Source organism: Winogradskyella sp., assembly GCF_013213975.1.
In the GTDB taxonomy this organism is placed as follows: Bacteria; Bacteroidota; Bacteroidia; order Flavobacteriales; family Flavobacteriaceae; genus Winogradskyella.
On record NZ_JABSST010000002.1, the window covers coordinates 19,858 to 37,484 of the forward strand.

General features: G+C 34.9%; 10 protein-coding genes. 1 reads left to right on the forward strand and 9 read right to left on the reverse strand.

The features are described 5' to 3' along the window. Positions 1 to 186 precede the first annotated feature (186 nt). Entirely contained in the window at positions 187 to 1,749 is a 1,563-nt protein-coding gene (locus tag HRU49_RS00195) for a protein adenylyltransferase SelO (RefSeq protein ID WP_296352907.1), read from the reverse strand. 158 nt (positions 1,750 to 1,907) lie between these two features. On the opposite strand from HRU49_RS00195, the gene HRU49_RS00200 reads away from it, so the two are divergent. Then, the gene (locus HRU49_RS00200) at positions 1,908 to 3,098 is read left to right on the forward strand and encodes a Pycsar system effector family protein (RefSeq protein WP_296352909.1); all 1,191 of its coding nucleotides are present in this window, start codon (positions 1,908 to 1,910) and stop codon (positions 3,096 to 3,098) included. Positions 3,099 to 3,126: 28 nt separating this feature from the next. On the opposite strand, the gene HRU49_RS00205 is transcribed toward HRU49_RS00200, so the two are convergent. From HRU49_RS00205 to HRU49_RS00240, 8 genes are all read right to left on the reverse strand, one after another. Beyond that, positions 3,127 to 5,502 (reverse strand): GAF domain-containing protein, encoded by a 2,376-nt coding sequence (locus HRU49_RS00205; RefSeq protein WP_296352911.1) that lies wholly within the window; start codon positions 5,500 to 5,502, stop codon positions 3,127 to 3,129. A gap of 112 nt (positions 5,503 to 5,614) precedes the next feature. After that, positions 5,615 to 7,285 (reverse strand): alpha-amylase family glycosyl hydrolase, encoded by a 1,671-nt coding sequence (locus HRU49_RS00210; protein ID WP_296352913.1) that lies wholly within the window; start codon positions 7,283 to 7,285, stop codon positions 5,615 to 5,617. Between the two features lie 4 nt (positions 7,286 to 7,289). Further along, complete coding sequence (locus tag HRU49_RS00215) at positions 7,290 to 9,182, reverse strand: alpha-amylase family glycosyl hydrolase (RefSeq protein ID WP_296352915.1); 1,893 nt, start codon at positions 9,180 to 9,182, stop codon at positions 7,290 to 7,292. 24 nt (positions 9,183 to 9,206) lie between these two features. Next, positions 9,207 to 9,788 (reverse strand): hypothetical protein, encoded by a 582-nt coding sequence (locus HRU49_RS00220; protein ID WP_296352917.1) that lies wholly within the window; start codon positions 9,786 to 9,788, stop codon positions 9,207 to 9,209. 31 nt (positions 9,789 to 9,819) lie between these two features. Continuing rightward, positions 9,820 to 12,252, reverse strand: a complete 2,433-nt coding sequence (locus tag HRU49_RS00225; RefSeq protein WP_296352919.1) for a TIM-barrel domain-containing protein — start codon at positions 12,250 to 12,252, stop codon at positions 9,820 to 9,822. 58 nt (positions 12,253 to 12,310) lie between these two features. Next, on the reverse strand, positions 12,311 to 13,303 hold the full coding sequence (locus HRU49_RS00230; RefSeq protein ID WP_296352921.1) for an alpha/beta hydrolase-fold protein: 993 nt from the start codon (positions 13,301 to 13,303) through the stop codon (positions 12,311 to 12,313). A gap of 2 nt (positions 13,304 to 13,305) precedes the next feature. Further along, positions 13,306 to 15,273: a glycoside hydrolase family 13 protein gene (locus tag HRU49_RS00235; protein WP_296352924.1), complete on the reverse strand. Its 1,968-nt coding sequence runs from the start codon at positions 15,271 to 15,273 to the stop codon at positions 13,306 to 13,308. Between the two features lie 44 nt (positions 15,274 to 15,317). Continuing rightward, positions 15,318 to 17,624, reverse strand: a complete 2,307-nt coding sequence (locus HRU49_RS00240) for a glycoside hydrolase family 65 protein (protein ID WP_296352926.1) — start codon at positions 17,622 to 17,624, stop codon at positions 15,318 to 15,320. Positions 17,625 to 17,627: the final 3 nt, after the last annotated feature.

A 17,627-nucleotide genomic window follows, 5' to 3' on the forward strand; every position in this document is an offset into this window, starting at 1 on the left:
AGAGATTTGAAGCTATTGCGAAGTTACAAATAACATTTATGCTTTCGAAGTTAAATTAATAATGTTTTAAAAATCATTTGATTTACAGGTAGTTATAAATACGTATTTAGAATTAATCCTTTACAATTCTCTATTTTGAGTCAAGTATTCTCATAATTTTTAATAGATTCATGAGCTTTAATTAGTTTACGAACTACAGGACAACATGGAGCATCCAACTTTATGTCTCGCCCATTCTGGTCGTTTTACAAACCATTTTTCCATGTTGGGTTGCTCATCATAAGGTGCTTTGAGTAAGGAGAATAATTCACCTAACAGATTGTAGTCCCCTTTATTAGCATCATCAATGACTAATTGTGCCATAAAGTTTCGCAAAACATACTTTGGATTAACTGAGTCCATCTTTACCTTGCGCTGAACGTCGTCTAATGGCTCTAATTGTAGTCTTTCGTCGTAACTCTTATACCATTCTTCCCATAGGTCAAGAATCTCTTCGTTTAAGTCATCGGGGTTATAAAGTGCTTCTCTTAAAATTTCAATTCCTGATAATGCATTTCCCTTTTTGAAATTTGACAACACCCTAAAGAAAATAGTCATGTCTGTTTCAGCCCTTGTTAAGCAATGCTCTAATGATTCAATCAAGGCTTGATCATTTTGATTTTGATTGACTAATCCTAGTTTAGAGCGCATCATCTCCAAATGCTGTTGCTCAAAATTAAGCTGGTAGTCATTGAGAATAGACTCGAATGGCTCAGCCTCTTCTACCAATGGATAAAGGGCATTAGCGAGTTGCAATAAATTCCATAACCCAATATTTGGTTGGTTACCATAACGATAGCGTTTATTGTGTTGGTCGGTTGTATTTGGTGTCCACCCGAAGTCATACCCTTCTAGCCAACCGTAAGGACCATAATCTATAGTCAAACCTAGAATAGACATATTATCGGTATTCATAACACCATGAACAAAACCAACGCGTTGCCAATGGATAATCATTCTTAGTGTATTCTCACTTACTGACCTAAAGAATTGGATATAGGATTGCTTAGAAGGTTCACCTAATTGAGGATAAAAATACTTTATAGAATAGTCAACAAGTCTTTTTAGGTTTTTATAATCCTTCCTTGCTGCAAACAACTCAAAATTACCAAAACGAACAAATGTTGGTGCGACACGACAAACAATAGCACCTTTCTCATAGTTAGCATTACCATTGTAAAGCATATCTCTTAAAACCTCATCCCCAGATAACATTAAGCTCAATGCTCTTGTAGTTGGAACACCTAAATAATACATGGCCTCGCTGCAAAGATATTCTCTAATTGAAGACCGTAAAACGGCTAAACCATCTCCTTGCCTTGAATAAGGTGTTTCACCAGCTCCTTTCAATTGCACAGCCCAACGCTTATGATTATGCTCTACTTCAAATAGATTAATAGCCCTACCATCACCTAATTGACCAGCCCAATTTCCAAATTGATGACCTGCGTATGCCATTGCAAAAGGTCTGGTTTTGGGTTGAAGTTTTGAACCAGAAAATACATCTAAAAAAGCATTTGAGCTTAAATCATCTTCATCTAATCCAATTGCCTTTGCCATATCGGTAGAAACGTGGATTATTTTTGGATTCGATGGCACCTTAGGTTCTACAAAAGAATGGGTTGCCTCAAAAACTTTACGTCTCGTATTTTCTGTACTTGAATCAGCAGGCAATTCACAGCTAAATGTATCGCTGATGTTTAGTCGCATTTAATTTTAATTTGGTTAATTTAAGTAATTAATAAGACCAATTTACGTCCAAACAAAAGTTTAGACTTGCATAAAAATCAAGTTATTTAGCTAAGTTAGCACATTACTAACATAAATAGCTTGTAAATAATTCTTAATTTAGTCAAGATTAATAGAATATGGAAAACCTCTTAGAAGACATAGAACAATATGTCACGTCGTATTTAAACGACCACCTAGACACCTCTTTTGTGTATCATAACTTAGCCCATACACAACGAGTTGTATCTAAAGCCAAAGAACTCATTGAAGAAAGTGATTTAACCGAAGCAGATGCAGAGCTACTATTGATAGGTGCATGGTTTCATGACATTGGTTTTACTGAGACAATAGAAGGTCATGAAAAACAAAGCGAAATAATTGCATCTGAGTTTTTAAAATCCCGTAAAGTTTCTGATGAAAAGATTTCCAATATCTCTAAGATTATATTGGCGACTGAAATGAGCTATGAACCCAAGAACACCTTAGAATGTCTAATACGTGATGCTGACTGCGCTCATATCTCAAGCAAAAATTACGAAGACTATGCTGCCTTACTAAGAAAAGAATGGGAGCTTACCAAGGGTAAAAAAGTTTCAAAGACGGAGTGGTTAGAAGAGAATATTGAGTTTTTAACCAATCACAGCTTCCATTCCGATATAGCTAATAGAAAATGGCAAAAACGGAAAAGGAAAAACTTAGCCAACCTTATACAAAGTCAAAATAAAATTAAAGCAAATACTGAGAAATTAAAACAGAAGAAAGCCGAATTAAAATTTAAAAAAGAAAAATTAGACCTACCTGATCGCGGTATAGAGACCATGTTCCGAGTAGCTCTAAGAAATCACATGACTCTTAGTGATATTGCAGACACTAAAGCCAATATTTTATTATCGGTAAATGCTATAATTATTTCTGTTGCTTTATCCAACTTACTACCCAAATTAGACAACCCATCGAATACTTATTTAATTTATCCAACTTTAATATTCCTAGTATTTACAGTAGCTTCAATTGTATTATCAGTATTAGCGACAAGACCAAACGTAACTATGGGAAAATTCACTAAAGAAGATGTTGCAAACAAAAAAGTAAACCTGCTCTTTTTTGGTAATTTTCATCAAATGAAACTTGATGAATTCGAATGGGCCATGAATGAAATGATGAAAGACAAAGACTATTTATACGGCTCACTCACTAAGGATCTTTATTTCTTAGGCTTAGTATTAAACAGAAAGTATGGTCTACTTAGGCTAACTTATACAGTATTTATGGTAGGTATAGTAATAAGTGTATTAGCTTTTGGTATTTCTTTTTACTTCTCTGCATAATTAAAAGTACCAAGACGCTAATAACACCTTATGACTTAATTTCTTTCATTAAATCATCATAGGTATAAAAAGCTTTGTCGTTTTTATCTTTATGATAGAGCACGCTTACTCTAATAGCCTTTAAGCCAGTAACTGCTTGTAAGTCCTGTAATTCCACAATTTCGACATCATCATCCAGATACTTTTTTGATTGTAAGAATCTTACATATCGTAAATACTCTAATTCGTCCTCCTTTTGAGAATAAACGATGCTAATCTTTCCTTTTTCAGTAACTCTTTCTGTAGTACCTTTTATATAAGCCTTATCAACTCGCTTTTTCACAATTTCATATCGGGCATTATACGTCCCATCAACATCAAACTGTTTTTCATCCATTCTAAAGCTAATCGTCAAAGGTTGATTAAAAACTAAAATCATCGAAGCAACATCTAACGCAACAGGAAAATCAGATTGCATTTGGTAGTAAGCATTTTCCATCTCTACCATAACTTGCAGCTGCCACAATCTTAAATTATAAAGGTAAATTGGATTAAAACTGTCTTCCTTAGTCAAGGATTCGCCAATATACATATTGTGCTCAACACCATCAGTTTTAAAACGCTCAAAATAATGCGGATACATCAATTGAGCTTCTACTTGTTTTTGATCTAGCAAGGAAGCCATTTCCTTATTTATTGAAGCAATAGTATTATCGTATTGTTTTCTATGGTAATACAACACATCTACAAGATCATCAATACCATTAAAATAATCATCGATACCGGATTTTAATTTTTCATTAGCATACAAATGCTTTAGAACTGGTTCTAATTCTTCTTTAATAAATCCTGATATCTGTTGCTCACTATCGACTTGGAAATTAGATTCAAGATTCGCCAGAAATGCATTGATTTGAAAAACATATTGCTCAAAAATTGGCAAGGCTTCATCAACAGATGCCATTTGCAAAATTGTTTTGATAGCACTTAATTGCATGGTTAAGTCTTGCTGTGTAGCCCAATTTCTGGCCTCTGAGGATCCTTTAATATCTATTTGACCATATAAAGGATAAATATTCTCAAAAGCTATTTTATTGAAATTAGGCTCTTGACCATTCCATTCAGCTTTAATATAATTTCTTGCCTCTTGCTCAAATCTCCAATGCACGCTGGAATGAATAGAGGTACACTCTTTTTGGATAATTGCCTCTATTAAGTTTTCTTCTTCATTTTTAGAACGTTCTACAGCAGAAATAATAAAAGGCATTACATCAACTAATTTGTTAGCATTTATACTATTGAGTACCTTAGCCTCTGTTGACACAATTTCAATCACTCCCATTAATCCTTGATCCTTCGCAATCGGGGCGAATATTGCACTTTTAAACCCTTGATCGTGAAGTACTTTTACATGGGGAGGAACTTTACCGTCATACTTTTCAAAGATGCGATCTACATCAGATACTGAAAAATATTTATTCTCTTCTAATAACCTATTATAAGACCACTCGCATAAGGCATCACCACAAGTCATACTCTCCTTATCATTGAGTAAAAAACTATTCATACCTACGCCGTAGACGCGCTCAAATGCCCCTTCTTCTTCATTATAAATAGAAAATCCTACTTCTAAGTTTTTAAACCCAAATAGGGAACGGAAAATATCATAAAAACCTTCTATGAAATTTGCATCCTTACGTTGATCTTCACCAATTAATGAAGACTTGATATTAGAAATAGACTGGTCGTCCGTAACATCAAAAATATTTGATATTACAAATCCTTTAAAGTCATATGAATTAGGTGGAAACTTCTCTTTCCAGAGGTCTATATTCTCAAAATTATCTAGTAATTCTTCGTAATCAGCTTCTGTAATTTTAGGCGCATTCTTTCTTGGAATTATTTCCGTAAAATCTGCATTATAAAGAATTTTATAATAACGCATAATACCATCAGAATCAGGTATTTCGTAAAAAAATGGACGTTTAAAATTAAGATTATAACCGTAACAGAAATTTAGGATTAATGTACAAGCAATGATATACTTTTCATCCGTAGGCATATTTTTGACTTGCAATTCAAAATCATCGCCTGCATTTTTTAAAATAGATTTAAAACGATCTGAGGTATTGAACACTAAATCCAAAAAGGGCACATATGCCGTCTTAATCTCATTATTGGTTAAAATTGGGCTAAATGAATCTTGTAGAATACCTTCAATTTCTTTTTCATAGGTTTTAAGCAAGGTTAAATCGGTAAATCCCTCTCTCAATATTGGATTCTTTTCTGCTATTTCTAAAACACGACGTGCATTTGCAGCAATAAAACCGTTATCTGCTTTAATCAAATTTTCATATTGATTAAGCATTTTATTAAAGCTAACTTTAATAACTAATGGTGAATCTAAATTTTCGTTAATGTTCAATGTTTGATAATCTGTTAAAAGCAAAGTTACAAATATTTAAAAAAGTCGTTTAGGGTAAGACTACCTTACATCTAGTTTGTTACAATTCTTTAGAAAGAATATCAAAAATTAACTATTGCTTTTCAAGAAGAACAATATCAAATTCAGAATTTACATTAACCTTTCCTTCTGACACGATAATCTCTTGATTTGAATACGCATCTCGCAGTACATCACCATCTTCAAAAACTTTTGAAACGTCAAGAACTTTGTCGCCTTTGTTCAATTCCAAACCGACAACGACTAAATCTTTATATTCTCCTTTTTGATAGGATCTATAAAATGTGTAAGGTGATTGCGTAATCATTTGATGCACTCCAGCTCCTATAGCAGGATGTTTTGCTCTGAATGTCCCTAACCTTTGCCAATGCGTTAAAACGTTCTTGGTATTGTCATCGTTAGCAATAGCATCCCAATTCATGAAAGAACGTAAGGTTGCATCACCTTGTGTACCTTCAATTACTAAAGGTCTTGCCGATTCGTCGCCATAATATACCTGAGATGTTCCAGGAGATAATAAAAGTCGGTTAGCGGATTCATAACTTTTTTCACGATTAGGATCGAAAGGGCTACCATCGTCATGAGAACTCAAATAATTTAATGTACCAAACCCTTGCAGTGCGGTACTTAAAGTATCTGAATACCTTTTAAAGTGTTCCTCAAAAGTGACCTGTTGCGCATTCCACTTGAATTCAAAATTGATTAGACTATGAAAGCTTGGTGGATTAAAGTAATTGACTTTTCTATCACCAAACTCATAATACTGACCACTACTAATATTGTAATTATAAACCTCACCAACCAGATAAAACGCGTTATCATCTAAAACTTTATCTGGATTATTGCTTTTGAATAAGTTAAAAGCGGTATCACACTCCTCTTTAAATTCTTGCCAAACAAACTCTTCAGTGTGTTTTACAGTGTCAACTCTGTAACCATCTACACCAAATTCTTTTATATAATCTGTAAGCCACTTCATGATATAAAAACGCGGAGCTCTTGGATGTCCTGTACGTTCAAAAAAGGCGTCTAGTTCTTTGACCTCGCGCTCGTAGCGCCCTTCTGCTTTCCATTTTTGAACGAGTTGTGGCGGTAATTCCACTGCCTCGTTACTTTCTGTTAAAATATCTGGTAAATTCTCTACCAAAGTACAAGTTACCGTATGCTCATAAGTATCAAAAGCACATTTTGGACTAGTCCTTACCCAACTTTCTGGCCAAACAGGATCCTTTTCTGTTACAGGACCAGTATGATTAATAACCGCATCCAAGACCACTCTAATTCCTCTTGCATGCGCTTCATTTACCAATTCGTGAAGGTCTTCTTTTGTCCCAAAGTTAGGGTCAATTTTGGTCCAATCTTTGGTCCAGTAGCCATGAAATCCATAAGTAAATCCTGTTCCCTCGTCTGTTCCCCCATGTATTTGTTCTACGATTGGCGTCATCCAAATGGCGTTGATTCCTAAATCTGAAAAGTAGCCCTCTTTGATTTTTTGGGTAATTCCTTTAATATCTCCACCTTCAAAACCTCTTAACTTTCCTGTCTCTCTAGTTCTATCAAAATTGATATCATTAGAAGGATCTCCATTATTAAAACGGTCAGTTAAAAGGAAATAAAGATTAGCACCTTCCCAATCAAAATGTTGTTTTGGTGGCTCAATTACTTCTGCTAATTCTTCTTCAGAATTCCCTTGATTACAACTTAGAGTAAGGGTTAACATCAATAATGCTATTATTTTTTTCATACTATTACTTTATTTTCAAAATAAATGATTCTAATGGTTTTATATCAATCCTGACTTGGGCTTCTCCCTTAAGTACTTTTAAATTAGAAGTATAATTATTATAAAGCTGATCCTCAAGCACATAGTCTCCGTCTTGGAGCTTCAATTTTTCTACTAAATCTTCTGGCAGCTGAAGTTCAAACCCATATGCATTATCGGCATTAAAGTTTGAAACAATAATGAGTTGCTCACTGTCACTCCATCTTACAAATGACAACACCTTATCATTATACCATTCTGTGTGCTGCTGATTATACAAATGGATATCCTGATAGTTTCCCATTAAAGCTTCACTTTCCAGTGTAAAATTGAGTAGACGCTTATAAAAATCTCTAAGGCTAATTTCATCTTCAGTGGACTGACCACCATCAAACTTTTTGTCATTAACCCAACGTACCAAACTTGGAACAGAACCATAATCAAAAATTGATGTTCTTGAAGGGTCACCAAACCCTAAATCTTCGGCTCCAGGTTCCCCAAATTCTTGAGCAAAATAAATCATAGTAGGCGCTGTTGTTGATGTCGCTGAAACCACCATCGCTGGTTTACCCTTAAGTGCATTGCCTGCAAAGTCCGGACTTGCAATACGCTGTTCATCATGATTCTCTAAAAAATGAAGCATGTGATGCTCTATATCACTGAGCTCATCTAAAATGGGAGGAATATTATCGGTCTTTCCATGACCTTGCATAACGTGCTTTAAGGTATCATACAATTGAACCTTATCGTACAAGTAATCCATTTTACCTTTTTTAATATAATCCCGATATAAATGTGGCTGATACACCTCTGCTAGTAGAAAAGCGTTTGGATTATTCATCTTTATATGCGAATTCATATAACTCCAAAATTCTACTGGAACCATTTCTGCCATATCAAATCTAAATCCATCAACCCCTTTATCTGTCCAATACAAAGCAATGTCTTTAAATTTCACCCAAGAACTCGGCACCTTTTTATCTTTCCAAAACTCAAAATGAGTTTTATAGCCCTCACTATCAAATCCTTTTGGCAATTCATCAAAATCTTTATTTCCATCAGGGTCTATACCATAATTTACCTTTACGGTTTCATACCAGTCGTACATGTCTGGTTGCGATTTTCTTGACCCATTACCAGTCCATTTTGCTGGTACTTCCCGAAATTTACCATCAGCTAAAGGATGATGGTTTCCACCAAGTGGCTGGTAATCATTTTTCCATTCTGGAACCTGAAAGGATTCGCCTGGATTATAATAGAAATTATTGTCTACGTGATAAGTAATGGAACTATCATCTTCTGCACCAAAATCTGTTGCGCCATGAGGATTGGTTAAACCTTCATAATTTCGAGCTACGTGGTTAGGAACTATGTCTATGATTAGTTTTAAACCTACTTTATGAGTCCGCTCAATTAAAGCTTCAAACTCCTGGAGTCTCTGATCTACATTTACAGCTAAATCAGGATTAACATTATAATAGTCTTTAACAGCATAAGGTGAACCTGCTCTACCCTTTACAATGTCAGGATCATCATTTGAAATGCCATATTTTGAATAATCTGTAATTACATCATGATGCGGAACTCCGGTATACCAAATATGTGTTACCCCTAATTCTTTAATTTCAGTCAGGGCCCTCTCAGTAAAATCATTAAATTTCCCTACTCCATTATCTTCGAGCGTTCCCCAAGATTTGTTAGTGCTATTTGTGTTTCCAAATAAACGAGTAAAAACCTGATAAACAACTTGCTTCTTTTTCATCTGTGATTCGATTTCATTTTCCGTGTTCAGTTCGGCTTCAGTAGTTTTCTTTTCATTACTACAAGCAACTACAAATAAAATAATGGTGATCCAAGCACTATATTTTAGTGATTTCATTATAATTCTATATGGCTAAACATTTTATTTATAACTAACACCTTTAGATGGTTTAGCACTTTTCACAATTTTATAAACGAAGTAAAGCATTAATAAGGCGCCAATTACCCATACACCTGTAGGGCCAATTGCCTCAGTAATATCAATCAAGATTTTCTTTAATCCTTTTCGTCTTCCATAGGCTTCTGCATGACCTCCATTTTGTGCATCGACTGCAATACCATATAATGTCCAAAAAAGAAACGCTACAAAAAGAGCAATAATTCCATTAATAATCACTCCATTCTTGGCTGATTGAGTGCGCTCACCTTTTGAAAAATTTTTCACCTCAGCAATAGATTCTAATAACGATTCCATGGTGGTGGTATCTTGTAATAACACTGGTTCTCGTTTAGTTTTACCATTTACATCATATTCAATGAAGAAATACCCATTTGGATTTATATAAAATAACTCCTTTACGCTGCTCATAGGAACAATTTTTCTTTTAGCATCTGCCTGCAAACTTTCAATAGACTCATGCTCATTTCGACTAATTAGTATTTGATCATCAGTAAAGGCTAATACTTTGTCTAATGAGCCTAATGGTATTATTTTATTCTTCATATCATGTTAGATTTAATTGGTTTAAACTGTTTTATTTATGGAGTTCTATTCTAACTTCCTTATCTTCTTGAGTATTCCAATTTATTGGTATTGTCAAGGTTTTATATGTTTCATTGTATTTACCCTTAACTCTTTTCTTACAAATGTTAATTCGTTTTGGTTCTTTTGAAATATTATGAATGGTCAACTCAATAGCTTTAAAATTGGCCTCAAAATTGTTTCCAGTTTCTGCTTTGAATTCAATGTTTAGCGATTGCCCTTTAATTTCGGAATCAAAAGTCAGAATTTGATAGTTTCCACTTGCATATGCACCTTCTGTAATGCCATCATCAAAATAAAAATCACGACGAGATTGACGAACTTCGTTATGATGGTAATACTGTAATTGAAAATTGGAGTCATCATAGTCTGCAGTAGTTTGCATTGGCTTTGCTAAAGGTATAAAGGCGCCCGCTCTTACAAAAGTTGGTATGTAAGCTGGATGCGTTTTTATTAATTTGGTTTGACCACCTGCCATTATTTTGTCAGTTTCGATATTAAACCAATGCGATGTAGCTGGAAAATATACCGCTTGTTCGGTCTTTTCTGATTCTAAAATGGGAGCCACCAAAATATCGTTGCCCCATAGGTAAGTTTCTGTATAATCCAGCAAGTCTGGATTATCAGGTTCTTCAAAAAATAAAGGACGCATTAACGGAGTCCCTTTTTTATAATTTTCAAACATCAAATTGTAGTTATAAGGCAACATTCTATAACGCATTTGAATAGCAAAAGATGCTAAACGCTTGGCCTCCTCACTTCGATAAACAGGTTCACTAGGCACATCTTCTTGAGCATGAGGTCTAAAAATGGGCTGAAAAACACCGTACTGTAACCAACGCGTATAAAGCTCATCGTCTAAATTAGAACCAGCAAACCCACCTAAATCAGAATGCATATACCCAATACCTTGCATTCCCATTTGTAGAGCTATTTCCGGTTGTGATTGTAATCCGCCCCAACTTCGACTCACGTCACCGGACCATGGTACTATACCATAATGTTGAGAACCCGAAGAACCAGCGCGCATTAAAATAAATGGACGCTTATCTGGATTTGCTTCTAAACTAGCTTCATAAACTAACTTTGCCCAATCATGCCCATAGATATTGTGAACCTCATCCGCTGACCCTTTTGCGTGTTGCACCCAACCAGGATGTACTTCTGGCTCACCTAAGTCTCCCCAAAAACCAGTAACTCCAATACTAGAGAGTCCTTTGTAAATGTTTTTAAACCAAGTATTACCTTTCTTAGAATAAATGTCAATAAGACCTGTATTACCAAAGTAGAAATCATAGGTTGCAGAATTACCTACTGAATCTTTTGCAAGGACCTGGGCAAAATCAGCTTCATTCCATCTCTCCGAGGTTGTTAAAACAAATGGTTCTGTAATTAAAATAGTCTCTATATTTTTAGACCTTAGGTCTTTAATCATTGCTTTAGGGTTAGGAAAAGAATCTTTATAAAACCCCAAATTGCCCATGGCGCCTTTGATATCTTTCCCAAACCAGTATAAATCTAGAATAATAGCATCAACAGGAATTTTGTCTTCTTTAAACGTATTGATGGTCTCAATAGTTTCTTTTTGAGAATGATATCCAAATCGACTAGAAAAATTACCAAAAGCCCAACGTGGTAACATTGGCTGTTTACCTGTTAAATCGGTATAATGCTCGACAATATCATACCAAGAATTCCCGGCAATAACCTGATACGTTTTACGGCCCGAAATTGTTTCGTAGGTTAACGTGTTGTCTTTTTTACTATCTAAATCTAAGTAACCAATTGGTGCATTATCAAAATGAATCATGTATTTATTTGATGACAATACAATGGGCATTGTATAATTCATCAACTCACTGCGTGTTTCATAACCATAATGCGCTCTATTGAATAATGGTAAACGATTCCCCCGACGATTCATACCTAAAGCTCTAGCTCCACCACCATATAAGGCTTCATCCTTAGTAAGATTGAATTCTATCTTTTCAGTTTCATCAGCAATAATATTATCTTTAACCAAATCCATAGGTTGATGCTTACTTTTATAATAGCCAAGCCTCTCAGATATTAATGGCTTGCCATTGTAAGAGTAACTAATCTGAAATGGCTCAGTTGTTATCATAACTGATATTCCCGCACTTCCAAAAGTGATAGTATTCCCCGTATATTTATAAGTAGTTTCAACAGTTTCAGAGGTCATGACAACTGCATGAGATTTACTATTGTAGTTGTCTCCATTTGGAATAAAGCTAGTTTCTATTATTTCTGGCGCATAGAACTGAAACATATATTTACCATCACTAGTTACAACCGTAAAAAGTCCATTTTCTTCACTATGCGATTTATATATACGTCTTGTATTTTGAGCACAAATTGAAATTGAAAAAAATACAAGTATTATGTATAAAAATCTATGATTCATTATAAAATTTTTAAGACCTCGTAAATACAATTACCTACGAGGCCTAAATTAGCTGCTATTAATCTACTCCCTTGCCTAAAAGGAATGTAAGTGGCCTATCCAGACGGCGATTCCATGAATTCTCTGAATGATCTGTTCCTTCGAAAAATAAGTTTTTTGAGTCCTTATTTGAATAGCCTTTCAAATCTAATATTCTATCAACTTCTGGGGCATATTGCGGGTAATGTTGATCTAAAGTTTTATCACCATAATCAAAATAAACCTTGTGATTCCCAGCTTTGGGAAAGCTTGACTCCATATAGCTAAAAATAGCCTCCGGAAATGGATTGTTAGCTCTTGGCATTGCACCGACCCAATGTGTTGAAATACAGGCTGCACCACCAAAAATATTTGGGTATTCTGAAATAGCATACATAGACATTAGACCGCCCATACTAGAACCCATTATGAAAGTGTGAGATCTATCAGCATAGACAGCATATTCTTTATCTATTATTGGTTTAAGCTCTTCCACAATAAACTTTAAATAATTGTCACCATTAAATTTAGAATCAACACTGGCATTGATTGCTTCCTTTAACAATTGTTCTTGAACCGACTCATCTAATAACTTAAAGGCCTTTTGAGGAAATAAATCTTGCCATCGCATCTGCGGGATATTATGAATGGCCACGACTATAAAATCATCAGTTGTATTCTCAGTCATAAGCTGGCTAGCCCATTCATCTACTTTCCATTCTTGTTTATTCCAAGTAGTAGTACTGTCAAATAACATTTGTCCATCATGCATGTAAAGAACACTGTAGATTTTGTTTTCCGAATAACTTTCTGGCAACCAAACATCAACAGGTCTAGATGTTATATATTCTGAACTAATACTGTCAAGTCGCATCAATCGTCCACTGGATAAATTCACGGTAGTCATTGTCTTCAACTCATAAGTCGAATTCAAAGCCATGTCATCTTTTAACTCATCTAAGTTTTTCTGCGCATGAGTTTTGCAGGCGCATGTAAACGTGCATAGAAGCAAAATGAAAGCGGCCTTTTTCATAATTAAAATTTTGTCGTTAAAATAGTCACCCCTTTAGCCTTTAGATCCATAACCTCATCCCATTTTACCATCTCGTTGGTAATAACATTTTTAAGGGTTTTACCCTTTAATCCCATTTCCGCATGATAGTTAAGATCAATACTCATAGGCTTTTCGTTCTTATTGAGAATCATTACAACAGTCTCGTCACCAAGAGTTCTGTACAAAAAGTAAGTTCCCATATTTGGCGCAAAATGAACTGTTTTACCTTCATGAATAGCTTTACATTGTTTTCTAAAGTTAAATAACTTTTTAATAAATGACTGCATATCGGTCTGCATATTAGTTAAGCCTTGACCTGTAAATGCATTAACTTCGTCCCCTTTCCACCCACCAGGAAAATCAGTTCGTATTAAACCATGGTCACCAGGCTTTTCAAAATCATTCATCAATATTTCCGTACCATAATACATCTGCACTGTTCTTGGCATCATAGCATAGGTAGCCAACGCCATTTTAGTATACTCAATATTACCTTCCATTTGTGTAAAAATACGACTCATGTCATGATTATCTGGAAAGACTAAAATATCTTTAGGACTGGCATAATGGAAATCATTTGCTAGACCTTCATAAATCTTAATCAACCCTTTGTCCCATGACTCAATATCTTTAATGCCTTCAACCACTTTTCGTTGCATGGCAAAATCCATTGTAGATTTAAGATTCGAATCATAACCGTCCTTATTATTTGCCCCTTTTTGCCAATAACCAATTAATAATGGATTATAACTCCATTCTTCCCCGACAATATTAAAGTTTGGATATTCAGTCATTATAGCTTCCGCCCAATTACTCATAAAGGCTTTATCTGGATATGGATAGGTGTCTTGTCTAATACCACCTAACTTAGCAGTTTCAATCCACCAAATGCTATTCTGGATGATGTACTTTGCCATAAAAGGATTGCGCTGATTCAAATCTGGCATGGTAGCAACAAACCATCCTTCATTGTTGCCTTTACGGTCTGCTTCAGAAGCATAAATGTCTTGATTAGTCGTACGCCTATGATTTGAGTTAATAGTATAGTCATTGCCCCAGTTTACTAAATTATCCTCATAATTTTCCTGGAGATTAACCCAATTTTTAAATGGTAAATCCTTCATCCACCAATGGTATAATCCACAATGATTGGCCACTTGGTCCATAATAAGCTTCATTCCCTTGTCGTTTAATTTAGCAGATAACGTTTTATAATCTTCTAAGGTTCCAAAACGAGGATCTATTTGATATAAATCGGTAACCGCATAACCATGATAAGATCCGTGTTGCATATCATTAGTTAGCAACGGTTGTGGCCAAACAGCTGTAAACCCTAAATCGTGGATATAATCGATATGTTTTATAATACCTTCTATATCACCACCATGTCTTGCATAATCATCACTTCGATTTATGGTTTTTTCTTGTAAATCCGGTAGCCCTTCAATACCTAAAGGTGTATCATTTTGAGCATTCCCGTTAACAAAGCGATCTGGAGTTATCAGATAAATGGCATCACTACTATTAAAACCCATGTAATCTTCTGCTGGCTTCAAACGCTCCTTTAATTCATAGGTTACTGTAAGTTCTTCTTCATATGCGTGAGTAAACTTAATATTGAACTTACCTGCCGTTGCAGTCTCCGAGACGATTACATCAATAAACAAATAATTATTACTATTATCACCTTTAGATACCTTTCGAATATTGATTCCTTCAAAAGAAATACTCGGAGAATAATCCCCAATATTAGGATGCTTAACTAATAACTGAAGGCTATCATTTTTAAAACCAACCCACCAATTCGGTGGCTCAATACGCTCAATAGCATTGACCTCAACAATAGCAGCATCAGCCTGTTTATTAGAATTTATATCTGGTTCATTTTCGCTGCAAGATGTCATAAAAACCAACACCAGAATGGAGAAAATAAACACTATTCTTTTCATATTTTAAATGTTTCTATTGTTCTTGTTTTGGAACCTTTATAAACCTAAACAGTCACTAAACCATTTGGTGAAATTGAAATAGGTTTACCATTAACTATTATTTCAAGGTTATTATCTCCTTCCAGTTCAAAATGTGTGTGTCCTTGTCCAACGTTAACCTTTAGGATTTGATTTCTGAAATTAACTTTAAAAGAATAAGCTTCCCATTGCTTCGGAATCCTAGGTTCGAATGTTAAATGGTTATCTCTAACTCGCATTCCCCCAAAACCTTCTACGATACTCATCCAAGTCCCTGCCATGGATGTAATGTGTAATCCTTCGTGTACCTCATGATTATAATCATCTAAATCTAATCTAGAGGTTCTTAAATAAAAGGTATAAGCTTGATCCATACGTCCTAATTTTGCCGCTTGGATACTATGTACACATGGCGATAATGAACTTTCATGTACCGTAAATGGTTCGTAAAAATCGAAATGTATTTCTAAAGCTTCAACGTCAAAATGCTCTTCAAAAAAGTAAAATCCTTGCAAGGTATCTGCTTGCTTGATATATGGAGAGCGTAAGATTCTATCCCAAGACCATTTCTGATTTATTGGGCGTTGCGACTTATCTAGGTCTGCTACTGTAATTAACTCCTTATCCAAGAAACCATCTTGTTGAAGAAACACTTTATGTTCCTCAGAATACGGCAAGAACATATCATCTGCAACAGATTTCCATTCATTAACCTCAGACTTAGAGAGCTTAGCTTTGTGCATTACTCGTGTGTAATCTGTAGCATATTCTGTTGCTACTCGATTAATATTTTCAATGGCATAATTGATACACCATTTTGCGATGTAGTTTGTATACCAGTTATTATTTACATTATTCTCATATTCATTAGGTCCAGTTACACCAAGAATAACAAACTTGTTTTTTTGTTTTGAGAATGTCGCTCTCTGGTGCCAAAAACGAGCAATACCTATAAGAACTTCGAGTCCCATTTCTGGGATGTAGCTATAATCTCCTGTATAACGATAATAATTATAAATAGCAAAAGCAATAGCGCCATTTCTATGAATTTCTTCAAAGGTAATTTCCCATTCGTTATGACATTCTTCACCATTCATTGTAACCATAGGATATAAAGCAGCACCATTTGAAAAGCCAAGCTTTTCAGCGTTTTCAATTGCTTTATCTAAATGTTTATATCTGTAGGTTAATAGGTTTCTTGCAACACTTTGATCTTTAGTTGCCATGTAAAATGGAATACAATAAGCTTCAGTATCCCAATACGTACTCCCTCCATACTTCTCACCAGTAAATCCTTTTGGCCCAATGTTTAATCGTGCATCTGTACCAAGATAGGTTTGATTGAGGTGAAATATATTAAAACGAATTCCTTGTTGTGCCTTTACGTCACCCTTAATGGTGATATCTGCCATATCCCATATTTTGGACCAGGCTTCTTTCTGTGCATTTAACAAGGCTTCACAGCCCGATTCCTTCGCCTTCTTTAATACCGCCTTCGCCGCAGAGACTAGTTCATATTTATCATGATTTCTATCAACAGTATATCCTCCAAATTTATGTATGGAATAGGTTTCATTCTGTTTTACATCATAACTGTAGCTAAAGGTAGCACTATTAGAATCTGCACTAATCTTAGGATCAATGATGACAGAATTACCATTAATAAAAACCTGTGACTCCATGAAGGTACAGGTATAAAAATCTGTCTTCATAGTTTTAGCTTGTATGAAGGCTTGATTATTTTCATGGCTCACATTCATTGTATCCCAAAACTTATCATCCCAATTGGTATCTTCATTGGTAATACCACTATCTATATAGGGCCTAAATGAAATAGTTGCATCTGAGTTTAAAGGTTTAATAGAGAAGTCTATAACACCCAATTCATCCATATCTAAACTCAAAAATCGTTTGGTAAAAACTTCAATTTGAATGCCATTATTAAGTGTTGCTTTAAAGCTTCTTGAAAGCCAGCCCTCCTTCATATTTAACTCACGTCTAAAATCTTCAACTTTGTTACAATTGTGTAGATCTAACTCTTCATTATCAACGATAACCCTAATTCCAATCCAATTTGGTGCATTCAGAACTTTTGCAAAATATTCTGGATATCCATTTTTCCACCAGCCGACTTTTGTCTTATCCGGATAATAGACACCAGCAATATAACTTCCTTGAAAGGTTGGACCTGAGTACTTTTCTTCAAAGTTAGCACGTTGTCCCATCGCACCATTTCCAATGCTAAATAAGCTCTCTGATGCTTTTACATGGTCTGGATTAAATCCTTTTTCAATGATCGACCAAGTATTCGGTATGATATAATCTAAGTTCATTAT